The 25,264-nt window shown below is 48.5% G+C and carries 26 protein-coding genes; 14 read left to right on the plus strand and 12 right to left on the minus strand.

The features are described 5' to 3' along the window. The first annotated feature begins 71 nt into the window (after positions 1–71). The 3 genes from CWM47_RS14090 to CWM47_RS14100 all read left to right on the plus strand — a co-directional run bounded on the left by CWM47_RS14090 (position 72) and on the right by CWM47_RS14100 (position 4,323). A complete protein-coding gene (locus tag CWM47_RS14090; RefSeq protein ID WP_100988579.1) occupies positions 72–1,136 on the plus strand; it encodes a hypothetical protein in 1,065 nt (354 codons plus the stop codon). Further along, on the plus strand, positions 1,093–3,579 hold the full coding sequence (locus CWM47_RS14095; RefSeq protein ID WP_157815964.1) for a hypothetical protein: 2,487 nt from the start codon (positions 1,093–1,095) through the stop codon (positions 3,577–3,579). Before CWM47_RS14090 ends, CWM47_RS14095 begins: the two co-directional genes overlap by 44 nt. 111 nt (positions 3,580–3,690) lie before the next feature. Continuing rightward, positions 3,691–4,323, plus strand: a complete 633-nt coding sequence (locus CWM47_RS14100; RefSeq protein WP_100988581.1) for a class I SAM-dependent methyltransferase — start codon at positions 3,691–3,693, stop codon at positions 4,321–4,323. Positions 4,324–4,363: 40 nt separating this feature from the next. Here the strand turns inward: CWM47_RS14100 and CWM47_RS14105 are convergent, their stop codons facing one another. From CWM47_RS14105 to CWM47_RS14115, 3 genes are read right to left on the minus strand one after another with little or no spacing between them, the layout of a single operon-like run. Continuing rightward, the gene (locus tag CWM47_RS14105) at positions 4,364–5,104 is read right to left on the minus strand and encodes a hypothetical protein (protein ID WP_100988582.1); all 741 of its coding nucleotides are present in this window, start codon (positions 5,102–5,104) and stop codon (positions 4,364–4,366) included. A gap of 27 nt (positions 5,105–5,131) precedes the next feature. Continuing rightward, positions 5,132–6,229, minus strand: coding sequence for an AMP-binding protein (locus CWM47_RS14110; RefSeq protein ID WP_100988583.1), 1,098 nt, complete (start codon positions 6,227–6,229; stop codon positions 5,132–5,134). A 56-nt stretch (positions 6,230–6,285) separates the two neighbouring features. Beyond that, positions 6,286–6,753, minus strand: coding sequence for a QcrA and Rieske domain-containing protein (locus CWM47_RS14115; RefSeq protein ID WP_100988584.1), 468 nt, complete (start codon positions 6,751–6,753; stop codon positions 6,286–6,288). A 119-nt stretch (positions 6,754–6,872) separates the two neighbouring features. Here CWM47_RS14115 and CWM47_RS14120 point away from each other — a divergent pair, with 119 nt between their 5' ends. Together CWM47_RS14120 and menB are read left to right on the plus strand one after the other, a co-directional pair. Then, positions 6,873–7,331, plus strand: a complete 459-nt coding sequence (locus CWM47_RS14120; protein WP_100988585.1) for a DUF2452 domain-containing protein — start codon at positions 6,873–6,875, stop codon at positions 7,329–7,331. An 88-nt stretch (positions 7,332–7,419) separates the two neighbouring features. Then, the gene (gene menB / locus CWM47_RS14125) at positions 7,420–8,244 is read left to right on the plus strand and encodes a 1,4-dihydroxy-2-naphthoyl-CoA synthase (protein ID WP_100988586.1); all 825 of its coding nucleotides are present in this window, start codon (positions 7,420–7,422) and stop codon (positions 8,242–8,244) included. A 72-nt stretch (positions 8,245–8,316) separates the two neighbouring features. Here the strand turns inward: menB and CWM47_RS14130 are convergent, their stop codons facing one another. Beyond that, positions 8,317–9,219, minus strand: coding sequence for a DUF2911 domain-containing protein (locus CWM47_RS14130; RefSeq protein WP_100988587.1), 903 nt, complete (start codon positions 9,217–9,219; stop codon positions 8,317–8,319). Between the two features lie 65 nt (positions 9,220–9,284). Between CWM47_RS14130 and CWM47_RS14135 the strand changes: the two genes are divergently transcribed. The 4 genes from CWM47_RS14135 (at position 9,285) to CWM47_RS14150 (ending at position 11,739) form a co-directional block, all read left to right on the plus strand. Next, entirely contained in the window at positions 9,285–9,824 is a 540-nt protein-coding gene (locus CWM47_RS14135; protein WP_100988588.1) for an NUDIX hydrolase, read from the plus strand. 79 nt (positions 9,825–9,903) lie between these two features. Further along, positions 9,904–10,305 (plus strand): hypothetical protein, encoded by a 402-nt coding sequence (locus CWM47_RS14140; protein WP_100988589.1) that lies wholly within the window; start codon positions 9,904–9,906, stop codon positions 10,303–10,305. A gap of 122 nt (positions 10,306–10,427) precedes the next feature. Continuing rightward, positions 10,428–10,802 carry a DUF983 domain-containing protein gene (locus CWM47_RS14145; protein ID WP_100988590.1) on the plus strand — a complete coding sequence of 125 codons (375 nt, stop codon included), beginning with the start codon at positions 10,428–10,430 and terminating at the stop codon, positions 10,800–10,802. Between the two features lie 31 nt (positions 10,803–10,833). Next, positions 10,834–11,739 (plus strand): carbon-nitrogen hydrolase family protein, encoded by a 906-nt coding sequence (locus CWM47_RS14150; RefSeq protein WP_100988591.1) that lies wholly within the window; start codon positions 10,834–10,836, stop codon positions 11,737–11,739. A gap of 46 nt (positions 11,740–11,785) precedes the next feature. On the opposite strand, the gene CWM47_RS14155 is transcribed toward CWM47_RS14150, so the two are convergent. The 7 genes from CWM47_RS14155 to msrA form a co-directional block, all read right to left on the minus strand. Then, the gene (locus CWM47_RS14155) at positions 11,786–13,426 is read right to left on the minus strand and encodes a S8 family serine peptidase (RefSeq protein WP_100988592.1); all 1,641 of its coding nucleotides are present in this window, start codon (positions 13,424–13,426) and stop codon (positions 11,786–11,788) included. Then, positions 13,413–14,102, minus strand: a complete 690-nt coding sequence (locus CWM47_RS14160; protein WP_240625903.1) for a hypothetical protein — start codon at positions 14,100–14,102, stop codon at positions 13,413–13,415. The genes CWM47_RS14155 and CWM47_RS14160 overlap by 14 nt, the downstream gene beginning before the upstream one ends. Before the next feature lie 25 nt (positions 14,103–14,127). Then, a complete protein-coding gene (locus tag CWM47_RS14165) occupies positions 14,128–14,631 on the minus strand; it encodes a hypothetical protein (RefSeq protein WP_100988594.1) in 504 nt (167 codons plus the stop codon). A gap of 57 nt (positions 14,632–14,688) precedes the next feature. Further along, complete coding sequence (locus tag CWM47_RS14170) at positions 14,689–15,735, minus strand: acetate and sugar kinases/Hsc70/actin family protein (protein WP_100988595.1); 1,047 nt, start codon at positions 15,733–15,735, stop codon at positions 14,689–14,691. A gap of 108 nt (positions 15,736–15,843) precedes the next feature. Then, a complete protein-coding gene (locus tag CWM47_RS14175) occupies positions 15,844–16,857 on the minus strand; it encodes a hypothetical protein (protein ID WP_100988596.1) in 1,014 nt (337 codons plus the stop codon). A gap of 110 nt (positions 16,858–16,967) precedes the next feature. After that, on the minus strand, positions 16,968–17,693 hold the full coding sequence (locus CWM47_RS14180) for a hypothetical protein (RefSeq protein WP_100988597.1): 726 nt from the start codon (positions 17,691–17,693) through the stop codon (positions 16,968–16,970). A gap of 227 nt (positions 17,694–17,920) precedes the next feature. Further along, positions 17,921–18,598 carry a peptide-methionine (S)-S-oxide reductase MsrA gene (gene msrA, locus CWM47_RS14185; protein WP_100993874.1) on the minus strand — a complete coding sequence of 226 codons (678 nt, stop codon included), beginning with the start codon at positions 18,596–18,598 and terminating at the stop codon, positions 17,921–17,923. A 227-nt stretch (positions 18,599–18,825) separates the two neighbouring features. Between msrA and miaE the strand changes: the two genes are divergently transcribed. From miaE to CWM47_RS14195, 3 genes are all read left to right on the plus strand, one after another. After that, on the plus strand, positions 18,826–19,422 hold the full coding sequence (miaE, locus tag CWM47_RS14190) for a tRNA-(ms[2]io[6]A)-hydroxylase (protein WP_100993875.1): 597 nt from the start codon (positions 18,826–18,828) through the stop codon (positions 19,420–19,422). Positions 19,423–19,457: 35 nt separating this feature from the next. Beyond that, entirely contained in the window at positions 19,458–19,628 is a 171-nt protein-coding gene (locus tag CWM47_RS38125; protein WP_157815965.1) for a hypothetical protein, read from the plus strand. 172 nt (positions 19,629–19,800) lie between these two features. Beyond that, on the plus strand, positions 19,801–22,824 hold the full coding sequence (locus tag CWM47_RS14195; protein WP_100988598.1) for a PD-(D/E)XK nuclease family protein: 3,024 nt from the start codon (positions 19,801–19,803) through the stop codon (positions 22,822–22,824). A 6-nt stretch (positions 22,825–22,830) separates the two neighbouring features. Here CWM47_RS14195 and CWM47_RS14200 read toward each other — a convergent pair whose 3' ends face one another. Then, a complete protein-coding gene (locus CWM47_RS14200; RefSeq protein ID WP_100988599.1) occupies positions 22,831–23,742 on the minus strand; it encodes a LysR substrate-binding domain-containing protein in 912 nt (303 codons plus the stop codon). Positions 23,743–23,870: 128 nt separating this feature from the next. Here CWM47_RS14200 and CWM47_RS14205 point away from each other — a divergent pair, with 128 nt between their 5' ends. Together CWM47_RS14205 and CWM47_RS14210 are read left to right on the plus strand one after the other, a co-directional pair. Then, positions 23,871–24,413, plus strand: coding sequence for a DUF3237 domain-containing protein (locus tag CWM47_RS14205; protein WP_100988600.1), 543 nt, complete (start codon positions 23,871–23,873; stop codon positions 24,411–24,413). Between the two features lie 30 nt (positions 24,414–24,443). Then, positions 24,444–25,220 (plus strand): crotonase/enoyl-CoA hydratase family protein, encoded by a 777-nt coding sequence (locus tag CWM47_RS14210; RefSeq protein WP_100988601.1) that lies wholly within the window; start codon positions 24,444–24,446, stop codon positions 25,218–25,220. The last annotated feature ends 44 nt before the right edge of the window (positions 25,221–25,264 follow it).

Genomic DNA, 25,264 nt, shown 5'->3' on the forward strand with positions numbered 1-25,264 from the left:
AATCAGATGAATGGCCCGCGTGGTGCTTGCCGTTCTAAATTATAGTTGGCATAATTGTAATTTCGCCCCGCATGAAAATCGTAACGAGTTGGGTTAAGGCATGTTTTGCGGGCGTGGGGTTATGGGCAGTACTCGTAAACTGCCAATCGTCGGACCACGGAACGCAAAGTGCTCCCCGGCAACTAACGCCCGCATTTTACCATTGGAAATCGACCTTTGCCCCAACCCATTCAGAAATACGGCAATTAAAAGACCTGAACGTTCAGAAATTATACATTCATTTCTTCGACGTTGACTGGGATAGCCGAACCCATAAGCCAATACCCAAAGCCTTCGTTAAATTTCGGCAAAAAGCACCGGGTAGCATCGTCCCGGTTGTCTTCATTACCAACCGAACCCTCCTGAACCTGACGCCTGCGGCATTACCGGAACTGGCCATAAATGTTTCGCGATCTATTAGCCGCATCAGTCAACAAAATGCTATTCGGTTTCAGGAAGTGCAGTTCGATTGCGACTGGAGCGTCAGCACGCGCGACCGTTATTTTCGCCTGTTAACCCTGCTGGCTAAGCAGCTTCGCTGTCCGCTTACGGCAACCATTCGCCTGCACCAAATTAAATACACCGATCAAACAGGCATTCCGCCCGTATCGCGGGGAATGTTGATGCTGTATAATGTGGCCGATTGGAAACGGGCCGACACGCGCAATTCCATTTATGATGCTGAGATTGCCAGTCAATACCTGTCTTTTGTGCCAACCTATCCCTTGCCGCTCGATGTTGTCCTGCCGCTTTTTCGATGGACGGTGGTGTATAGGAACAACCGATTTCTGACGTTTCTGAGCAATGTGAACCGAACAGCACTGGCGGGCAGTAACTTTCTGGCGGCTCAACCCGACAGTATGCGGTTTGTTGCGCTGCGCGATACGGCTGCATGGGGGCTTTCAATCCGACCCGGCGACCTGTTTCGTGCCGAAGGCGTTACGGCCAAAACGTTGGTGAACGAAAAAACTAAACTGTCACGTCAGATTCGGAACCAACGGATTACATTTGCCTTATACCACCTTGACTCCACTGTACTTTCTGCTTATTCTCGTGAAACGCTCAAAACACTTCTGGTTCCCCATCCGCTTCCGTAAGCCTGCGTTATTGCTGGCTATTCTGATTGGATTTGCCTGTGGCCCCTCATTCGACCCAAACGAGTTTATGAGTTTTTTTATGCCCGAAGCGGGTAATACCCTGACCGATGATAGCCGCTATTTTTTTACTCCCCAGTTTTATAATGATGCGGAGATAGCCGAACAGTACGACGATAATCCGGCCCCAGTTATAGACGAAAATATAAAGGCTTGGTCGGTTTACATGGGCGGTGAGCTGCCGGATAGTCTGATCAGCAAAGCAATTTATGGCGAAGAGGCCGAAGCCGTTCGGGTGCTAACGTCGAAATTAGAACGAAGCAAACCTGCTGCGCTGGAGTATATAAACTTTGCCTGGGATGCCGATAATGGGCAGGGGAATCCCTGGAACCCGAACGCGTCACAAACCGATAGCACACAGCTCCCGGCACAACTGGAGAAGGCTAAAAAGGCCTACAGGATGTCGCGCGATGTCTTTTTGAAAGAACGATATGCGTTCCAGGCGGTAAAACTTGCCAGTGAATCGGGAGATCATAAACAGGCGCAACAGCTTTATGATCTGATGGTTACTCCTTTACCAAAAAAGACATTTATCAGCGACTGGGCGTTGTGCCGTCGGGCGGGGGCAAGTTTGACTTTGGGCGATACGGCAACCGCCGTTTATGAGTTCGCGCAGGTATTTGACCGTTGTCCGTCAAGACGGAAAGCCGCCGAAACAAGTTTGCGTAAATACGGCATTCGGTTTCAGGAAAAGGCGCTTAGTTATGCGAAAAATGATAGAGAGCGGTCGGCGGTGTACGCGCTTTGTGCCATTCAGCCGGGCATTCCGATGGGTGGGAAAGATGCGCTTGCCATGCTTGGGGAGATCGTTCGGTTAACGCCCAAAAATCCGTTGATCGAGCTGATTATGGCTCGGGAAATTAACCGCAATGAATACTATTATTTCATGACGGATGACGAATACCTCCGCAACAACCTGAGCGACTCCCCCGATTCGGCGGGTTTTGTTAACCGCAATCGTGAAGCCCCGTCCTATTTCGATAAACTCCGGTCATTCGCACTCGAATCTGCTGAAAATAAAGCCCTGAGTAACCCTGCCTTTTGGTACACTGCAACAGCGTATCTCGATTATATCGGCCATGATTATAAAGCAGCCCAAACGCATCTGGACCAGGCGGCTCAGGCTCCTTCGGACAATAGGGAGCTGAAAACGCAGATTGCCGTACAGCGTATGCTTCTGTTAGCGGCTCAGACAGAATCTATTACCCCCGATACTGAAGCTAAGCTGATTGGCTATCTGGAAGAGTTCGACAGTACAGGCAACTTTCGTCTGAATAACGCTTTCACGGCTGTGTGTAAACAGTTTGCTGTTGCCTACCAGCATAAAACGGAGCCTAAACGTGGCTGGCTATCAGGATGTAGCCGGTCGACAAAGCAGCCAGTGGATGGGGTCGATCAGGCAAAAGCATATCTGCTGACAGTGCTGACAACACAGCCCGGAGCAGGCACTTATTTTGCCAGCACAACCGACCCAACGGTTATTGAAGACACCGTTTCGGCGGCTACCATTCGACAAACAATTACCTACACCAGTCAACCGGGTTTGACAGATTTCGATAAACGATTGATAAAACTAGCGCAGATAAAACCCGAGAGCCTGAACCTGCTACTGGGACGGCGATTGATGATGGAACATCAGTATGCCGAAGCAGCAACGGCTTTCGCTAGCATAAATCCTAGACTGTGGCGAACAGCGCCTTTTTCCGTTTACTTTCAAATCAATCCCTTTGCTATAAAAATGCCTCGGTTGGTGTCAACAGATAAATCGAACGCGGGTAAAAACAGCGTAAACTTCCCTGCTGAATCAGTCGATAATCCATACACGCCCGTTGAATTTGCCCGGAGCATGGCCGAACTGGAAAAACAGGCTAAGGTGGCATCGGGCGACAAAGCCGCTGAGTTATATTACCAGTTGGGGTGTGGAGCCTGGAATTTGAGCTGGTACGGAAACGCCTGGCTGATGGTAAAGTCGTACTGGAGCGCGGGTGAACCGCCTGTTTATGCCGTTTCGGGTTCACCAGTCGATAAACAAAAGAAATTCGATGTATTGATGAATACCGATTATTATACCACCACACACGCCAAAGGGTACTTCGAGCAATCGGCGAAAGCGGCTACAACGTCTGCCCTTGCCGACCGCTCTGCCTATATGGCGGCCCGCTGTGAAGCTCACGCTTTCTCGATGCAACAGTCCATCGAACAAATCAGAAATGGCTACGTTTATGAGGAGGATTCTACGTTTGTGAAGAACATGACGGCCCTGCGCAAAGCAAAATATGCCAGTGCCTACGACGACTTTTTTAAAAACCACAGGCGTAGTTTGTTCAATCGGGAAATGATTCGTGAGTGCGCTATGTATAAAGATTTTCTGTCATTTGGAGAGTAAGGTTTTTACACAGAGATTCACGGAGAAGCCCTGAGATTCACAGAAACTTTATACTATTTTTCTCCGTGTGTTTCTGGGCTTCTCCGTGAATCTCTGTGTAAAAACCTTACTATGACTACTGGAAGTAATTTTAATTGGATTGCTCCGGTATACGATGCCCTGGCATTTATGGTATTCGGCCATCGGTTGCGACGAGCGCAAATCATCTTCCTGAATCGTATTCCAGCTAATGCTTCTGTGTTGATCGTGGGTGGGGGTGCGGGTTGGATACTGGAACAGGTGCTGCTGAAATGCCATCCCAAAAAAATCGTTTACCTCGAAACATCAAGCCAGATGGTGGCTCTCGCTGGTGGACGAATGCTTCGAAAATCCTTGACGGGTTTTGTCGATTTTCGGGTAGGGGATGATACCGCTTTGGTACCCGACGAACAATTCGACGTAATCATTACCTCTTTCGTACTGGACCTCTTCACCGAAACCACCTTACAAACCCGCTTTCTACCCCCCTTGCTCAATGTTCTTAAGCCAACCGGAATTTGGCTTGTAACAGACTTTGTTCAGCCGAAAGTCAGTTGGCAAAAAGCGCTCCTATGGGTCATGATTCGCTTTTTTCGCCTAACAGCAGGTATTGAAGCGAAAACATTAGTCAACTGGCAACAAGGTCTTCGTTTGGCTGGTCTGGTTCAAAAAGAACGACAACGCCAGGTAGGGGGTATGGTTTCGGCGGAGGTCTGGACGCGATAAGCTGTTCTTTTAAGCGCACCGAAATTTGCCTGTCAATTCGTTAAAGACCCCGAAACAGTTTGCCCAGCGCCCGGTAATCGCTTATTTCATACCATTCTTCGGTTCCCATATTTAGCCATTGTCCATCACGTTTAGGCCGTTTGAGCATGGCATCATCGGGGTCATAATCATAATTATATACTTGGCTCATCACATGTTGCAATGACGACCAGGATATCAATTTCGACTGTTCCCGCCTGCTTTCAAGGGTTGTGATTTTAACCGTTCGTTCTACGAAAGAAGCTGTTAAATGTAGCTCTAGCTCACCTTGCTGATTGTTCAGATCAAGGTAAATTAGTTCGAAGGGTCGCTCGCTGCCCATCGCTTCGTAGGTTGCCTGGATCAGCTCCTGCATCAAATATTGCCAATCTTCGGCTTTGGCTGGCTGGCCCGTAGTTTTATTGCCGTTCTCAGCCTCGATCGTAATAGCCCAGAAGTCGTCGTCTTCTTCTATCTCGTCTTCAACGACGGGTTGTAAACGCGTTTTACGCACCAGAGCGGCCAGCGATTCCCACCAGGCTTTGGGTAGACGGCCAGACCAGGCGTAATCGTCATCACGCGTGTACCCTTCGGCAATGAGTTCATCGTCGTCGATGTCGTCGCGGCCTGGATACGTAATGGCGAGATCAACCTGTATAGCATTGGCTGCGACGGTATTAATCGTCAGGGTATAAAAGTAGGAATAGGGTGCGGGTAGCGACCGTGCGGTCTGGTAGCGAATCTGGAGACTTTTGAAAGACATAAAACGTCGGTTAGCACGTGCACAAAGTTAGCGTATTTGCGCTACCGTCGCTTTTTGATCGACCTTGCCGGTGGGCGTTTCTAGAAATTGGGCTACTGTTATAACTTCTTTTGGTACGGAAAACGGGCCTAACGTGGCGCGAATGGCTTCCTGTGCCTGTTTCCATTGCTGCGGATTTATCGGCTCCTTCTCTCTCACAACTACAATTCGCTGGCCCAGTCGCTCATCAGGCAATCCCGTTACGAACAAACGATTACCGGGTCTATCCTCAATCGACGACTTATCTGCTGCCAGTATAGTCTGAATCATTTGTTCAATCTGTTCGGGCTGCACCTTAACGCCCCCACTGTTTATGATCCGGTCGGCCCGGCCCAGCAGCCGAAAGCGGGCATTTTCATGGGTAGCGCCCGCAATCAGGTCAACGACGTCGTTGGTTTGTACGCGCGTATAGTTGGTGGCGGCAGATGTAATGTGCAGACAATTGAGTTCATCTGTTCCGAGGTCAACACCCGGAAGAGCGGTAAAAAATTCACTCGCTTCGGAGCCGTTCAACCGTCGGAGAGCAATGTGTGAAACCGTTTCAGTCATGCCGTAGGTGGCGAAAACGGGCGATGTAATGACTTGTAATGCCTGCTCAAGTGAAGAACTCGTGGCAGCACCGCCTACCAGAACAGCCTTTGCCTTGTTTAAAATGGGCAACTTTTTAGTATCAGATGTTAAAATAGTTTGGAGTTGGAGCGGCACAAGGGCCGTGAACGCAAACTGGTCGGTAGCCGGGTCGAAGTCAATCAACGGATTACCTGATGGCTCAATAATCGTCATGGGTAAGCCAAGTTCCATTCCCCGAACGAGCATCATAATACCGGCTACGTAACGAATATTCAGACAGACGAGAGCTTTGTCACCCGCCTGTAAGCCAAGCGTTTGCCCGGTTAAATGGGCACTCGCCCGCATCTGCGCCCGTGTAAGCTGAATCGGTTTGGGGGCTCCGGTCGACCCGGACGTATGTAACGTGTATGTTTCTTGGATAGTCAACCAGGAGCGACAAAAGGCTAACGTTTCTGCCTCGTAAGGCGTTTTAGGCGTCGGCCACGCATCAGGATTAGTAGGGTCAAGAAACATCATCTTCCTGCATCGTAGTAAGGATGAACTGGAAACAAATTAGTTATCGTATTCATCCGTCAATTATGCACTCTTATCGTACCGGCACTAAGATTTGTTTCAACAGTGTACTGTGTGAGCGGAAGGGTGGCCGGGCCAACAATCACTTTACCACTGGTGTCGAAACGCGATAGATGAAGCGGACAATAGAATTGATTTTCAGTGGGTTTGTAAGTCAATTCTGTTCCCTGATGGGTACAGTCTGCCGAAACGGCTACATAGGCTCCAGCTTTGGTTTGGGCAATAATGACGTGGTTAGCAATCACATAACCCCCTTTAATGAGGAGATTTGCGTTGATCTTATCATCTAGACGAAGCGTGAAATCAACTTTCAGACTGGGGTCGGGTGTTGGGTCAGCGTTACCCTGTCCAGCGCAGCCCGACATACAGCGCGACAATAGAATGGCCCCAATACCAGTACCCACAAGGCGGAAAAATTCTTGTCGGGGCATTAAGACATTATCCATTGAATGCAAGGTGGTTTCCATACCGGTTTTAGTGTACTTTTGTGGTTATATACCTAATCAGGGTGTAAATATGCGTTATTTTTTGTCATTCAACGACAGCAAACAAAGACGTTTGCAGGGCAGTTACCCAATCAACAACTATGGAAGAAGCGAAAGTATTTATCAATCCTATTTCGCCGGATAAGGTCGCCGAATCGCCAGGCCTACTGGCTTATGCACACACGGCAGGCGGAGCGGTTATTCGTCCCGAAGACAAAGGTAAAATTACTGGCCGGGCAGTGTCTGCCATGCGGGAGCAAACGGATATGCAGCTGAGTCAGTTGTACAAACAGATGCAACTGCTGGCCGAACAGGCAACGGCTATCCGAAACCGTGTTGAAATTTCGGAACGAATTTATTCGGCGCAAATGAGTTTTGAACCCGTTGTTGGGCAAACGTATCACTTCTATCAGCGCAAAAACGGCACCGATCTTCTGTCAATGGTTGCACCGAACGAGTGGGGACGTAAGTTTCCGTTTGAGCGCTGTCTGGCCACCGTCCGGATGATGGCCGACCATACATGGGATGTATTTTATCACGAAGTTTCATTTAATGAGTGAAAGAATGAAAGAGCGAAAGAGTGAAAATGGCTTACGCTAGTTTTCGTTCTTTCGCTCTTTCATTCTTTCACTCTTTCACTCATTACTTATGCAAAGCAACTACCCCTGGGAACCGATAAAAGAGTACCAGGAAATCTTATTCAGCTACTACGAAGGCATAGCTAAAATCAGTATCAACCGGCCGCACAAGCGCAATGCCTTTACGCCACTAACCGTCACCGAAATGTCGGAAGCGATGGAATTGGCACGGGAGGACGAGCGTGTGGGTGTCATTATTTTAACCGGCGAAGGTGGAGAAGCTTTTTGTTCAGGAGGAGATCAGTCTGTTCGTGGGCATGGCGGCTATATTGGTCAGGATAAAGTGCCCCGCCTGAATGTGCTCGATCTACAAATGCAAATCCGTCGTATACCGAAGCCAGTTGTAGCCATGGTTGCCGGTTATGCCATTGGTGGGGGCCACGTGCTGCACGTGGTTTGTGACCTGAGCATTGCCGCCGAAAACGCTCGCTTCGGGCAAACCGGTCCTAAAGTCGGGTCGTTCGATGGCGGTTTTGGTGCGTCGTATCTGGCGCGGGTCGTGGGTCAGAAAAAAGCCCGCGAAATCTGGTTCCTCTGCGATCAGTATGATGCCAAAGAAGCGTTGGACATGGGTCTGGTCAATAAAGTTGTACCACTCGAAGAACTGGAAGAAGTGACAATCTCCTGGTGTCGCAAGATGCTGGAAAAAAGTCCATTGGCTCTCCGAATGCTCAAATCCTCTTTCAATGCTGAATTGGATGGACAAGCCGGTATTCAGCAATTAGCGGGCGACGCAACCTTGCTTTATTATTTATCTGAAGAAGCGAAAGAAGGGAAGGATGCATTCCTGGAAAAACGGAAACCTGATTTCAGCAAGTTTCCCAAGTTTCCATAAACCATATTTCAACAAAAAAGGCCTTACCGAATGAGCGGTAAGGCCTTTTTTGTTTGGGAAAACTAAAATTTATCAAGCCTTTTTCTTGCCTTTGCCGCTTTTCATGGCTGGCATGGCAGGCAGTTTTGCCTTATAGTCGGTGAGGCTCTTCTCAATGCCTTCTTTGAAGAAAGGGAACACCTGATCGTTCGATGATTGACCGAGTGCAAGCGATTTTTCGGCTAGTGGAACAGCATCGGTAAACTTGCCCATCTTCGCCAGAATCTGCGACTTGATGTAGAGGTTACGGAAGTTTTCCTGCTTGGCAATCGACTTGTCAATCCAGCCCAGAGCCTGATCCAGATTGCGCCCTTTCGACACATTATAGCTGGCAGCTGCCTGTAAAACGGCGGCATCGTCTGGTTTTTCGGCAACGGCTTTGTCGACATTGGCGGCTGAATTGGCGTTTACATCAACGCGTAGGTCAGCACTTGCTTTTGAATTTGCCCATAGGAAATTCATTTTAGCTGTACTGTCTGTCAGATCGCTGAAGCCAATGGTGAATGTTTCAGTTTTGTCGCTGTTTTCCATCGGTTGCAGATCAACGCGAAGAACATCCTGATCCTGCTTATAAGTGGCTTCTGTTACCGATTTGTCTTTGTTGAAAATCAGTGTGAACGCTTCTGCGGCTGGAATCGACATAATGGCGTAACTGCCTGCAGGTAATGTTTTGCCGTTCACCATCAGGTCGGTCGAGGTGGTGAAAATAGTAGCACTATTGGCACCTGTACGCCACACTTTGCCCGCTGGAACGAATGAACCAGTAAAAGGCTCGCGGCCTTTCAGACTTGGGCGTGAATAAGAAACGGTGATGTCGGTTGTGCCGACGGTCTGCATAATAGTAGCACCGGGGCTGGGTGACGGTAATTTAATTTGTGCGGTGGTTAATTGAGCAGCTAAACAAATGGAAGCTACTGTAAGCGAAAGTTTGCGCATGATTGTCTGTAGACTATTTAAAAATCTGCACCAAATTGCGACAATTTTCCCCGAAAAACCAACTTATGCATCGCAAACCGTTACTCTCGTTACTTGAACAACATGACGCTGCCGACGCCAATGAACAGGTAATGATACACCAAACGATTGAGTTTGTAAAAAAACATCCCGATTGCTTCGACCGATCTTTAGGTATAGGGCACATAACCGGCTCTGCCTGGATTGTTAGCCCTGATCGTGAGCAGGTGTTGCTTATCCACCACCGAAAACTCGACCGTTGGTTACAGCCGGGGGGGCACGCCGATGGCGATCCAGATGTAGCTGCGGTTGCTCTGCGTGAAGCCCGGGAAGAAACAGGATTAACCTCGTTAAGGTTGGTGAGCGATGCGATTTTCGATGTCGACATACACACAATTCCACTTCGCAAAGATGTTCCGGAACACCTGCATTATGATATTCGATTTTTGCTCGAAGCCGACCCTTTTGAGGAGTTCGGCGATTCTGAAGAAATTACAAATATTCGATGGTTTTCATTAAATCAGGCAGAAAAATTAATAGATTCCGAGTCAATTGATAGAATGATCCGAAAAAATACGTATAACTAGAAATGTAGTAGCTATTTTAATTGTTTTCTAATCTAGAAGCTTAGTAGCTTTGTTAGACAACAAGACCATAGAAATAGCCATGAAATTAGTTGCATTTTTGCTCGCTGGCATCAGCTTAACGGCGCTGTCGGAGCAAGCTTTCTCTCAGGATGACGGCGCGAAAAAACCGCTGAATAATCCCATGTACTCAAGCCATAACTACAAGCATCCAACTATGGCTGCGGCTGCACGGCGGCAGGAGACAAAGGCAGGTATTACCGTTCAGCAACCCACGCCGGGCAATGCTCAATTAGCGAACTACAAAAACCAGATGCCTACCCGGCAGCCAGTAGGGGGCGTAACCGTCGATCATATGCCTTCGGGTAGCCTGGCCGATCGGAATTACAAAATTCAGCGCGTCAGTGAACCTACGCCAATAGTGGTTTCTGAAGACTATATCGTTAAGAAACGTCGGACTGACAATCAGACAATTGGTAATTAATAAGAATGTTTACAAAGTCAAATATGTTACTCTTATACAGGATTAATCTTCGGGTGTACCGTTAATTTGTTAACACCAAATTGATGGTAAACCCGAAGATTGGCCGTAAAATGAAGTAAATCATGTCAAGTCATAGTCGATTACACAGTATTTTGTTTAATAAATGTCCCCGTTGTCAGCAGGGCGATTTCTTTGTCTCAAATAGTGCCTTCAGCCGCAATTTTGACAAGATGCATGATCACTGTCCGCATTGTGGGGAGAATTTCATGCCTGAGCCTGGTTTTTATTGGGCCTCTATGTTCGTGAGTTATGCATTCTACACAATTTATGCCCTGATCACCTTTGCTGTTGTAGTAAAATGGCTGGATATTGATCTTGATTATTACCTGATCGGATTAGTGCCTACCTTAATCTTGTTAACACCTTACTTTTTTCGACTGGCTCGGCGGGTCTGGCTATCTATTTTTATTTCGCCTAAATCTGCCTCAAGTTTATAAGGTGTTTCGCATATATACGATTAACTAATCTATGCAGGTAAAAGTAGGAGTGGTTCAGGCAACGCCCGTGTTTTTTGATAGTGCCAAAACGATTGATAAACTGGAGGCATTAGCCATCGATGGAGCCAGTAAAGGGTGCCAGTTCCTGCTTTTTCCAGAGTCATTTATTCCCGGTTATCCCCGGAAGTTTACGTTTGGAGCATCCATTGGTTTACGGACAAATGCCGGACGGGAACTCTACAAAACGTACTGGCAAAACAGTCTTCAACTGCCCAGCCCTGAGTTAGCCCGGCTGGAGCATATTGCCCGGGATAACAATGTTTATCTGGCCATTGGCATCACAGAACGAGATACCCTTAGCGGAAGTCTGTATTGCACCCTGATCTATATTTCGCCTATAGACGGGTATTTAGGAAAACATCAGAAAATTAAGCCGACGGGCGTTGAACGGCTTGTTTGGGCAGATGGAACCGGGAAACATTCGTTAGGGGTGTTCGATACGGCGATTGGCCGGTTGGGGGGATTGATTTGTTGGGAGAACTACATGCCGCTGGCCCGGATGCGTATTTACCAACAGGCGCCCCAGATTTACCTGGCGCCAACGGCCGATGCCAGAGCCAGTTGGCCCTCCACACTTCAACACATTGCCTGCGAGGGGCGTTGCTTTGTCCTCGGCTGCAATCAATTCTTTACCCGGAGCGATTATCCCGAAGCCTATCAGGAATTTCTTACCGATGATGATACCATACTTTGCCGGGGTGGTAGTGCTATCGTGTCACCACAGGGTGAATTTATGGCGGGTCCTTTGTGGGATGAGGAAGGGATTCTAATGGCTGAACTGGATCTGGACGAAGTTCTGAAAAGCAAGCTCGATTTCGATGTAATCGGTCATTATAGCCGTCCTGACTTATTTGATTTTAAGACAAGCACGCTCTGATCGACTGGCAAGTGATGGTTTCCGGCGTTGAAACAAACGGAAATAGCTAGAGCTTTACCACCTTAACCGTTCGCTTTTTATCGCCTGATACAAGGGTCATAAAATACATGCCGGCCGATAAATTCAGGTTGGGTAATGTAAAGGCACTCAGGCCCGCCGATGTGTATGTATTTTGCCAGATAACACGTCCGGTCATATTGGTGAGCGTAGCATCAAGCGGCACGTTCGCGTCAATTTCGCCCCATTGAACGCCAAGTTGCTGAGCATCCGTAAATGGATTTGGAAAGACGAGTAACTGCCCGAACGAATCGGCCAGGACAGATGCCCGCTCGAAATTTGGAATGCCATAGCCTAACTCACTATCCGGACTACCAAACTGACTACCCGACCGGCGTAACGCTTCGGTGACCTGGGCGGCTGTGAGTCGGGGGTGAGCCTGCCAGAAACCAGCTGCTAGACCCGCCACCAAAGGCGTGGCGAATGAAGTGCCGTTGCCTGATACCACCTGACCGCCCGGAGATCCGACAATCGTTCCCTGCCCGCGAGCCGCTAAATCGGGTTTCACGCGGCTATCGGCCGAAGGACCAAATGAACTGAATGAGGCCCGCTGTCCGGTTTGGGTAACGGCTCCAATGGCCAGCACGGATGCGGCATCGGAAGGCGCTGATAGATAGTGCCACGCATCATTGCCTTCGTTGCCAGCCGCCACAACCACAACCATGCCAGTCTCTGTCGCAATTTGCGCGGCCCGGCTACAAAGTGCCGTTTTCCCGTCCATATTTTGGTAGGTATAATTCGTCGTTGCATCATCGAACTGGGTGTAGCCCAGCGAGGAACTAATTACGTCGACACCGGCACTATCGGCATATTCGGCACCCAGAAGCCAGTTGGCTTCTTCGATCTGTTTTTCGGTTCCGGCATCTTCGGTACGGAGAAGAATAAACGACGCTTTGTAGGCCGTTCCATAAAGCTGCTTGTCGGCGGTGGCAGTGATGGCCGACAAGCAGGAAAGTCCATGCGAATCGTCTTCGTAAACACTCGCTTCTTTTTTGACAAAATCATAGGTTGCCAGAACCCGTTTCTCGTCGAAGACAGGTTTCAGAAAACTCACCTTATCGGCGTTCTGAAACCCTGCATCCAGCACGCCAATGAGCATCCCTTCGCCATGATAGCCCTGCTGGTGCATGATATCGGCCCCGAGTTGGGCAACCTGAACCTGCGAACTGCCATAATCAAGGGGTGCGTCGGATGTGGTGCCTGCCGTTGCAAATTTATTGATCGTCTTACTTTGCGATTCTGCGCCTAAGCGAGCGTTTGACAGCGATCTGCCAAACTCAAGCCCTTTTACGATGGGCAGTTTTTGAACGGCCGCGATGGTGGCGTCGGTCGCGTCAACGAGTACCGCATTGAGCCAGCGCGACGTATACCACACATTGGCACCTGCCTGTTTAAGTTGAGCGACATAAGTTGGATTAACAGGCAGATCGCGCTCCAGAATGCTGATTGCCTGCTTTTGCCGACGTAATATTGATCGTTGCGACAGAAACTGCTCCGGGCGATTCAGGCTATACGGCGAATTGGCTTTGTCGCGCAGCAGAACCAGATATTTGCGCGTTGACTGGCCAAAACTTTGAAGTTGACAGACTACCAGCAACACAAAAAGCCAACTCACTTTACTCCTTCCCATATGTCTTTATGCGATAAATTTGTCGAGTGCCATAATCAATCTGGTTCTTCCCAACACAAGTCTGTAAAGCAGTACAGAATTGCAGCGAAGTTCGTTCTTTATAAATTAAACCGACTTCTCTGGCATAAACAGCCAGGCGTTTCTCCTGCGAAACAAGGGTTGAATCGTCCTGAGCAACAACCGTAGCCGTTTCGTTGAACAGCTTGGTCAATACGCGAAAAGGCTGGTCTACGTTGCGTGCTTCATACATTTCCACATCGTATGAATTATGCCGGTTGCCGTTCCAGCGCAACCCGTTGCTTATCGGAATAAGTAAACTAACGACATCCTGACTGTTTTCGGTACGTATGGCTTCATTTGTGACCAATCGGGCCGACCAGAGAGAATCCGCCTGCCAGGGTTGGTCAGCAGTGGCTCGGCGGTAGCGCCGTAGTGGAAAAGCTGTTTGTCCGGTTACGTCGGTATACGCAACTCCAGTTACTTCTTTAAGTTGATACGATCGCTGAACTGGCTCCGTATGAAGGACGTATAAATTCTCCTGAACCTCATAAATAATGTAACGGCCGGTTTCCAGTGGAAAATAGTTCTGATCTGGCGTTACTGGCAATTCATTTGGTAAGCGGCAGCCCGATAGAACGGAGCAAAGAGCCAGAAGCACAATACAACCAGCAAGCACTTGCCTATCGTTTATCCTCATTTTCTCAAAAAATACGATTCCAGGCAAATCGAATAACCAGGAGTAGTGCCACAAAGCCTACCACAATATAGGTGAAGGGGACGTAGGTTATGGCGTAAATTCGGGTGCGGTCAATAAACCACATAATCCCCATTATAGCCGCTATCAGGGTAAGAAAGCTCGACAGTTTCCCAAACCCCGGAATATAATTGAAGGGCAGTTTGCGCCGAATCAGCATCAGGGTTGCAATCATTGTTAAGATGGGCAGTACCTGCAAGGCAAGGTTCATATCCCAAATGCTTTGACGTTCAAATAGAAACAAATAAATATTCAGCGTAAACGCGAAAATGCCGGGTATGCAGGCTAGATAAACCAGAACTGCATACACGTACCGCCACTTCCAAATGTCTTCGGCGGTTTCTCCCGACCATAGATTTATTAAAAAAGCTCCTGTCGGTATGGCCGACAGGAGCAAAAATAGTAATAGAGGCTGGCCCGACAGGGCCTCAAATACATCACGAAGCGTCATAAGGTGGGAGTTAAGCAGTATGTTGACAACTTACTACTTACAAGTAACTATTTAAAACTATTTCAATGTCAACAGATAACCAATTGTAAAATTGGCATCCCAGTCGAAAACGAATTGATTGCAACCCGTTGCGTCGGCAATGGATTTGTAAATGTTCAAGCCCGCTTTCGATTTAGCGTTTTCCAATTTATAGGCCGATGGAGCATCCAGGACAGTATAGCGCTCTTTCCCTTTTCGAACCGACTTGGCTAACTCAAACGGAACACCACCGATGATAAAACACGTCTTGCGATGGTCGGTTGGCACTTGTTTCGCTTTAGCCTGTACTTCCGAAGCAACGGCCTCGTCGCTGGTGTTATTTTGAAAGTATTTTGCTCCATACGTCTCCAGCGCTTTTGTTGCGCCACCTTCTTTCCACGAGATTTTAGTGTTGCCGGAACCAATATCGACAACGAATGAATTGTCGTAAAAATCAGTAGGCAGCACAGCTCTCAAGGCGAGTGAACCTTCCTGTTCCGGTGTAACTGTGTTAACAACGTAGTTCAGTGACTTAAGCACTTTTACGATTTTCGGCGTCCCTTCGGCCTTCACAGCGCCCGAACTAACCACAAATTGAATATCACGGCCACCTACACCAAAATCGAGCATTTTGCCGATGTAGCTTTTAAGGCCGGTACGGATATCCTCATCAGTAGCCATGTTCTCCATGACAAGACTGTTATTGAACTCCGCTTTTTCAAGTTTCCAGTGTTTCTGGTCGTCAATGCGCACAATGAATGAGTTAAACCCGCTGGCACCCAACTCAACCACGCCTTTTAGTTTACCATTTTGGGGTTCTGGTGCCGTGTAAGTAAAGGCCTGACCGGGTTGGTCGGTCGCTGTGCTTTCCGAGGAACCAGATGACGATGCGCTACTTTCCTCTACGGCTCCTTCAGCCGTTTTGTCGTCAGCTCGGGGCAGAGTTCCCGATTCGGTATATTCTTTGTCTTTGGGCGCTAGTTTGCGCAGGGCTTCATTACCGCCAAAATAACGGAAAGCGAAGAAAGCAGCGGCCAGAATAAGGGCCGTTATGAGTAGCCGACCGGCCACGGTTAAGCGTTGCATAATGTAAAGAGTGAAAGAGTGAAAGAATGAATGAGCGAAAGAGTGAAAACATGAATGAGGGATTGGCGTTCAGAAATTTCACTCATTCGCTCTTTCACTCATTCGCTTTTAATCGAGCAGATTCTTATACCCGGCATCCTTTTGAGGGGCAGGGCCGAGGTTAATGGTTTGGGCCGGAGCATCCAGTTGAACCATCTTAAATTCGCCTTTATTGTAAGCATCGAGTAAAGCTTCACCTTTGTCGGAGAGGATACCGTTCTGAATATCGACACCGTTGATAAAGTCCATCGACAAGTCCATCGCGCGTTTCATTTCGCCAAGTTTCATGCTCATATCGTCCTGAATGTATTCCATCGACTGGTCGAAGTAAAACTTCTTGTCGGGGTCACCTTTAAAGATGCTGACAGCCGTTTTGAGCGCGTTGGAGCTATCTTTAACGATCTGATACTCGGTCTCTTTAAGCCGGACTTTGATTTCCGTTTCCTTGATGATGTAGTCGGCACTCTGGTTTACTTTCTCCATGAAGGCCAGTACATTCTTCATGTTCCGCTGAAGGGGCAGCAGTTTCTCGTTCATTTCCTGCAAGCCTGCACCCTCAATGGTCGCCAGTTGAGCCGTTTCACGCATGCCGGGCTTCTCGATCAGTGAATTAGCTTTGTTTGCTTCGGCAAATTTCTGCTTGATCGAGTCGTTATTTTCGTTGATCTTTTTGTTTAGCTTTACCAGCTGCCCCGCCAGAATATTGATCTGCCCCTGCATCTTCTCCCGCTTTTCCTTCAAATCATCAATGTAGATTTTCATGATGGCAATCGGATTCAACTGGATCACGGTGCCGGTCAGACTACGCATGAGTGACTTAAAGAGGAAGAACACGGCGGTTCGAACGTCTTTGCTCGTAAAGAGAAAGATCAGGACACCCAGAGCTCCCAGCAGGAGCGACAGTTCGAGAATATTGGACGTGGCGCGAATCAGGAATTCAAGAATTCGGTTAAAGTACACCAGGCCCAGTCCTGCTACACCGGCCATCACAATCATACCCAGAACACCTTCGGGGCGGCTCCAGAACGAACGTTTCTCCACGTCTGTACTGCCGCCAAGTTTTGAAAAATCGGGAGTTGCCATGTAAGGATTTTTGATTTACGAATTACTATTTACGATTTATAAAATGCTTGAATTAGACTTATTGACTAGCAGATCAGGCGATCATAATCACATAATTCAAGCATTGTAAATCATTTAAGGTACTGAGCCATTTTGGCGATATCACGTTTGATCTGGTCGGCAAAGTGTGCGAAAGTCGATTCGTAATTTTGCCGGTTCTGCGAAATCTTCGCGCTTTGATCTGTGATCTCGCCAGTAATAGCGGTTAATCGGGTCGAGTTGGCGTCGATCTGTTTCTGAATGTCAATTAACTGTTTTGCCAGCGTATCGTTTTCGGCTTGTAACCGCTTTTGTTCATTCTGCAAGCCACCAACACGTTCGGTCAAAGCCGCATCCACACTCTTCCCAAACCCGTCCCGGTCCTTGTTCAGAGCTGCAATATACCCATTCGCCGTGTTTGTCAAAATAGTTACATCCGAGGCCCCGCCAAGCGCTTTGAAACTTGCCCAGGCCGCCTGAAACTGTTTGTCTTCGGGTAGACCGAGATTACTGAGGCTACGGAGCGTTTCGCGAAACTCGAAATAGTCGGGGCCAGGTGGATTATTTTGCGCCAGTACATTGGCTAAATGTTCGGCAAACTTCGAGTCAACCGTTCCCGTTGAGTCAGCTGCCGATCCAACCGGAGCAGTAGTCTGGACTGGACCAGGTGAACTCGGATTAGACAATGGGACCGAAGGCCGGGGTGCGGCCGGAGCCGATGCTGCCGCCGGAGGTGTGCCTGTTGCGGTTCCTGGCTCATCTTCTTTAACAAAGAAGCTCAGGATTTTACGGCCAATTGATTTGTCAGGTTCTGGCATGTTTATTTGTCGTTTCGTGGTCACTCATTTGTTGGGATGCCCTGTGTTGGGAGCTTCCCTGTGGTGAAGGACTGGACAATGTTACGAGGTTCCTGTCAATCACACAATATCAGATTTGGCCGAACGGTTGCGGGACTTGACAAATTGCTACAGGGAATGACGGTTTTCGACTTACGGCAACGTGTGACGTCAGTTTTGAGAAAATGAAACTCGCGTAAAAACTAGAATTACTCCTTTACCCACTTCTCCATTCGCTCCCTGAATGTTTCTACTTTGGGTTTAGAAACCAGTTGGAGATACATGTTGTAGGGATTAGTGCGATAATAATCCTGGTGATACACTTCTGCCGGGTAGAAAGCGGCAAAGGGTACGACCTGCGTAACGACCTTTCCCTGATGATGCCCAGACGTATTTTCGCGCTGGATAGCGGCCTCGATCCGAGCTTTCTCGCTGGGTGATCTGTAAAAAGCTGCCGAGCGATAATGCTTGCCAATATCCGGTCCTTGTCGGTTGAGTTGGGTCGCGTCGTGGCCCGCAAAAAACGCATTCAAAAGAATATCATACGAAATAACCTTCGGGTCGTAATATATCTGGACCGCTTCGGCATGGCCCGTCTGGTCAGTCCCGACTTGCTCATAGGTAGGGTATTCCAGATCGCCCCCGGCATAACCGGAAACAGCTTTGCGAACGCCTTTAAGCGACTGCATTTCTTCCTGAACGGCCCAGAAGCACCCACCTGCCAGCGTTGCCACGGCTTCGCCGGGCTTAAGCGTTGGTAATTTGGCGGGATTGATGTCGATGACTGTTTCGGTTTTCGGCGTGTCTGATTGTTTGCCGCAGCCAACCACACCAAGCGTACACACTACAAGCCACCCGGCCAGAAACAGGACTAGTTTTCGGATCATCATGGGAGTCATATCAACCGTTGACAATAGTATAAACACCTAACAATATAAAGCACACGGATGGTACAGATTTTACGGATTTTATCCGCGGGAATCCGTAAAATCTGTGCCGTCCGTATGCAAAAAGAAACTCTGCTTGCCTGGGTTCGTCAATAGTGTATGTAGCCATGGTTATCTTTGCGGGTATAAACCCGTTTCATCACCGAACAACCACCCTACCGTACCTCATGTCGCTTACGACCTTAGGACTCGAACTTCCCACTGACCCCCGCTGGGTCAATATCGCCGAAATGAACATCGGTGAGATTTTGATAGACCATGCCTGGTGCGAACAGAAAGCCGCTTCGTCGTGCATCTCGCTCACTGTTCAATATTTCGATCAGCCAGTCATCGTGGATGTGCTGACACCCATTGTGGCCGAAGAGTGGGGCCATTTTCAGCGGGTATTGAAAGAACTGCGTAAGCGTAATATTCCACTTGGGCGGCATCGAAAGGATGACTATGTACACCAGGTAAGAACCCGACTGCGCCGGTCTATCAATGACTATAAAGAGCAGATGCTGGACAATCTGCTTATGAATGCCCTCATCGAAGCCCGAAGCTGCGAACGGTTTAAACTACTCTCCGAACAGATTGCCGACGAAAGCCTACGGAAATTTTACCGTGAGCTTATGATCTCAGAAGCAGGTCATTATCGCACCTTCATTGAACTGGCTGAAACGTATTTACCCGCCAAGCGTGTACGGGAACGCTGGAAAGAATTTCTTGCCGTTGAGGCCGACATCATTGCTAATCTGGCCGTTCGCGGTGACCGTATGCATTGATTTTTCTTTTCGTTACATTTTGAAAGGGATCAAAAATGCTCAGAATTATGGACATGCATGTGTTGCCCTGGATTAAAGTATATACCCGACAGCCTGATGGCCAATTGCTGACTGGGCTTGATTTGGTTGCGAATGCATCGCAAATAGTTGACTTTTCGGAGGTATTTGACCGGCTTCGACAACCTGTTTTTGAGCCAGCATTTTAGGCTAAACAATGGCTTGCTATCAAAGATTTAGCGCATAAATGTGGGGAAACAGATACGCTTTATCTCAAACAGATTGATGAATTTATCAACCTATTTAACCGAAATTGACTGTCAGGTAGGTTATATTTACTGTTCGGCTGACTAACTTTTCGACTCGCCGAACAATCGAATCTTGACTTTCCTTCAACAAACAGCCCAACGAATTTTCGACGCCCACGGCCCCAGCCTGAACGATGTATGGGTGATTTTGCCCACACGCCGGGCGGTATCCGTGTTCTTAGATGAATTAGCGGCTCTCTCCGATCGGCCATTTCTGGCGCCCCATGCCCTGGCTGTCGACGATTTCATTACGCAGGCCGCAGGGGTTCAACTGATTGACTCGGTTAGCCTGCTCTTTGAGCTATATGATATTTTTAAGGAGATCGACCCCCTGGTCGAGTTCGAACAGTTTATTGGCTGGGCGTCTATCTTGCTGGCCGATTTTGACCGTATCGATCAGTATCTCGTCAATCCACACGAACTGTTCAGCTACCTCACGGCTGCTAAAGCCCTCGAACGCTGGCAGGTCGAGTTGCCGCCCAATGCCAATCCCATTACCGAAACACCCGGCACAGCCCGTTATTTCAAACTGTTTGAGAACCTGCAAACCGCTTATCATGCGCTGCATAAACGGTTGAATGAGCAACATCTGGCGTATCGGGGTATGGCCTACCGGTTGCTGGCGCAAAATGTCGAATCGCTGATTCGGGATAATCTGGCCTACGAACGGGTGTATTTTGTGGGTTTTAACGCGCTCAGTAGGGCCGAAGAGCACATCATTAAGCTACTTGTCGATGCGCAGAAAGCAGAACTCATCTGGGATGCCGATCAGTATTACATGAACGACAGGCGGCAGGAAGCGGGCGAATTCCTGCGCCGATACAAGGAGAACGGCTGGTTTTTTTCGAAGCAGAACCACGAAGACCTGGCCCAGCAATCCAGTAATTTGCTAGGTTCGGAAAAAAACATCCGGGTCGTTGGCGTACCCAACGCCAGTATGCAGACGAAGGTTGCCGGTAAAATTTATAGTGAATGGCAAGCTTCAGCGGGGCAGGGGGGAGCCACAACGCCACGCCCTAAAACGGCTATTGTGCTGGCCGATGAAACGCTGTTGGTGCCAGTGCTTTACGCACTCGACGAAAACGTGACCGACCTGAACGTGACGATGGGCTTGTCGTTGCGGTCATCGCTGATGTTTACGCTGGTCGATACGTTGTTTGAGATGCAGCGAACCGTGCATGAGTTCAGAACGCGGGATGGTCGTGATTTGAAGATTCCCAAATTCCACCACCGCCACATAGTCAAGCTGCTCAATCACCCGTTTTTGAAGCAATACGAGCGTATTCATGGGCTGATGTGGCCGGGCGAGGTATTGCCAACGGGCGAAGTCCTGCCGCCGGAGCCGCTCTTTCAGTGGATTGCCAAAGAAATTGTGAAGAACCAGCGGGTGTACCTGACCGAAAAAGAAATCAGGGAACTTGGGCAGGATGACCCGCTCGTGCAGGTATTATTTACCCGCTGGCCTAATGAGGAGCCCATGAAGGCCATCCGCACGTTTTACGCGCTGATTGACCTGCTGCGCGATGTTTATCGCACGAGTCAGGATGCTATCGAAATTGAATACCTATACCTGTTTTTTACCCTGCTCAAGCAACTCGAAGCCACTCTCGATCGGCAGACGGAGACCCTAGCCCGAAACCCAAAAAGTGCTGCTCCCGAAGATCATGCTGCTGTTACGGTGCGGAGTTTCAGGCAGTTTCTCTACGAACTGATACGACAAACGAGTATTCCGTTTACCAGCGAAGGGAAGAGTCAGTTGCAAATAATGGGGATGCTCGAAACGCGGGCTTTAGATTTTGAACGGGTCATTATCCTGTCGGTAAACGAGGGTGTCCTGCCACAGTCACGCAAGCTAAACTCGTTGATTCCCTTCGATATAGCCTCCGAATTGATGCTTCCCACCTATCGGGAACAGGAAGCTGTGATGGCTTACCATTTTTACCGGCTTTTACAACGGGCGAGCGAGGTTGTGCTGTTATACACAACGTCAACCGATGCGTATGGCAGTAGTAAGGGTGAGCCAAGTCGGTTTATCCGCCAGCTCGAACATGAACTGGTGCCCCAGTCAAACGGACTGGTTCGGATAAGCCACCCCACGGTTCGCTTTGGCCGGGAAGGAAATACGAAAGAAGCGGATCTGACCCAATTGCGGGTTCAGAAAACCGAACGCATTCGGGAGGATTTGATTACGTTGCTAACGACCAAAGGCATATATCCGTCGTATCTGAATCAATTTGTGAGTTGTTCCATGCGGTTTTACTTTAGCCGTATTGTGAACATCAGCGAAGAAGAAGATATTGAAGAGAAAATGGGCGCGGCTGAATTTGGCAGCTGGCTGCATAAAGTAATGGAGCGACTGGATCTTGAGTATCGACTCAAGGCCCTACCCATAGACGAGGCAATCATAAAAAACCTGCTGGAAGAAGAGTTTGCTATTTCCAACAAAGGGCGGGTCATAGAGTCGGGCATGAATTTACTGTTGTATGACCTGGCACAAAAACTCATGCTCGATTTCCAGCGGCAACAAAACGCATTGTCGGGCTTAACCGTCATAGGTACGGAACAAACCCTCGAAACCTTCCTGACGGTTCCCGTACAAGGACGTGCGCCAATCAGGGTGCGGATTGCCGGTAAGATTGACCGAATTGAGCAATATGACGGAAAAATTCGTATCGTCGATTATAAAACCGGTAAGGTTCACCTGTCCGAAAAAACACCTCCAGATTTAGTAGAAAAGCTATTGCATGATGGCGACTCCGAAAAAATGCGGCAGTTGTGGCTGTATCGCTATCTGGCTCTGAAAAATATTAGCGAGCATGGTGGATTGCCCCGCGACCGAGCTAAAAAGGATATTTTTCAAACAGATGGCTTGCCTGTAGAAGCCGGATTTTATTCATTTCGCGACATTAGCGGAGGGTTCAGGTCGAACCCGGTTCGGTTTGGCGACGATGATAGCCCGGCGCAATACATTCAGGATTCGGAAGAGTTGTTGCAGCAGCTTATTCAACAGTTACTCGATTCTGAGGTGCCGTTTAAGAAAACAGATAAGCTCGAAACCTGCCAATATTGCGATTATAAGGGTATCTGCGGGCGTTGATACCGCTCAGGAATACAGATTAAATGCGTTGGTTAACGCCTGTAATGTTGGCGTCAGACTCGATTGCTTATAGCAAATCGCTGCCTTGATAACTACGTCGGTAAGCAGAGAGCCGTCGGCATTGACCAGCTCTTTGCTCACCACCCCCCGAATGGCCGATGTATCGAAAAAGGTAGGGACAAAAGCGATCCCAATGCCCAGACTAACCAGACCACTGAGTAACTCGATTGACGAAACCTCCTGCACAATAGCTCCTTCGCGGCTGAACCCCGCCTTATTGCACATTCGTTCAAGATCATCATATACGGTATGAATAGACCGATTGATGTCAACCCATTTTTCACTAATTAGCTGTTCCAGCCTTAGCGATTTTTCGTTGGCCAGGGGGTGTTTATCTGATAGTAATACCTTCACATAGCCGGTCTTGAAATCAACACCATTCAGTTGATGAAACTTGACGGGAAGCAGCGTAACACCCAGGTCAACGGTGCCGGCCATTAACGCATCCTGTACGGCGAGATGGGTCGAAAACTCAACGATTTTAATGTCCAGCGTTGGAAACTGCTGCGAACAAACTGTCAGAATATCCAGAATCCGGCTCCGAATCATCATTCGGTAAGTACCCAGTTTTATTTCTTTTTGAGCCAACCCAATTTTTCGGGTAGCTTCGATGGCCTTTTCGGACGACAGTAAAATCGTTCGGGCTTCTTCCAGGAAGAACTTACCCGCAACCGTGAGTTCAACTTTATGAAGCAATTTTAATTTTTCCTGCAAAAACAAGTCAACCCCCACTTCTGCCTCCAATAATTTAATTTGCTGACTGAGAGCTGGTTGAGAGACAGATAGTCGTTTAGCCGCCCGACCAAAGTGAAGCTCATCCGCAACGGCAACGTAGTAGCGTAATCGCCTTAATTCCATCGTTTTGTAATTTTGTGATAAGTTTTTCTTATCACAAGATTACAAAAAACAATTAGACTTTAGGGGTATTTTTTTAGATTATTGTAGGCTGGACGAGTTTCCGATTCCTGCATCTCTCTTTTATACGTATGAACCCACGGATCATTCCTGTATTCTTATTTAGCCTGTCACTTTTCGTCAGCTTGCAGGCGATAGCGCAGAAAACAGAAGTCCCGGCAGCACCCGGCCTGGTGTTCATTGGTCAGCTCAACGTGAAGGTCGGCGCTCCTTATGTAGTGGGGGAAACGCCACACGGCCTGCGCCGAATTATCCCGATTTTGGGTGGCACCGTAGAAGGCCCCGATCTGAAAGGCGAAATTCTGCCGGGAGGTGCCGACTGGCAAATCGTTCGGAAAGATGGGGTGGCTGAATTGGAAGCGCATTATCAGTTTAAAACCGACGATGGCGTAATTATTTACATCAAAAATGTTGGATTGCGTGTTGCCACCCCCGAAGTTGCCGCCCGCATTGCGCGTGGGGAGCAGGTAAGCCAATCGGAATATTACTTTCGGACTATACCTCAATTTGAAGCACCCGCAGGAAAATACGCCTGGATGAACAACGCTCTTTTTGTTTGTAAAGCGTTTCGAAACCCGGAAAATGTTGTCATTCAAATCTGGAAACTTCTTTAAGCCGCCGTCTACTCTTTAATTTTTCATTTTATGGCTGAACCGTCGAACTGGCTGAACGTTGAGCAACGTGACAACCTCCTGTTTATACAACTTACCCGCCCCGAAAAACGGAATGCCATTAATGATTCGCTGCTATTAAGTCTGGAAGCTATTTTTCTGGCCATTCCAGATGACGTGAAGTGCGTGGTGCTCTATGCTGATGGTGCCCATTTCAGTGCAGGCCTTGATCTGTCAGAGTTGCAGGAACGGGATGTGATCGCAGGACTGCATCATTCGCGAATGTGGCACCGGGTACTGGATCGTATTCAATTTGGTACCGTGCCCGTGGTGGCCGTATTGACAGGCGCTTGTGTGGGCGGGGGACTCGAAATTGCTGCGGCCTGTCATATCCGTGTGGCCGAACAAAGCACCTTTTATGCCTTACCCGAAGGCCAGCGTGGTATTTTCGTGGGCGGTGGAGCGTCGGTACGGCTTCCGAAACTGATTGGTATGGCTCGCATGGCTGATATGATGTTTACGGGCCGGGTTATTTCGGCTGATGAAGGGGTAGGGATGGGCCTGTCGCAGTATCTCGTGCCTACTGGTGAAGGACTTCCCAAAGGGATTGAACTGGCCACGAAAATTGCACAGAATTCGCCCATGACCAATTATGCCCTGATGCATGTTCTGCCCCGTATTGCCGACTCAAATCAGTCGGAAGGGTTAATGCTCGAAAGTTTGATGGCCACTATTGCCCAATCGTCGCCCGAGGCCAAACAACGGCTCAGCGACTTTCTGGAGGGAAGAGCCAAAAAAGTAGGGGAGTGAAATAGGGTTTTTGGTATCCGGTTTTCGGTACACACGTCCATAGT

The sequence above is a fragment of the Spirosoma pollinicola genome (assembly GCF_002831565.1).
Lineage (GTDB): Bacteria > Bacteroidota > Bacteroidia > Cytophagales > Spirosomataceae > Spirosoma > Spirosoma pollinicola.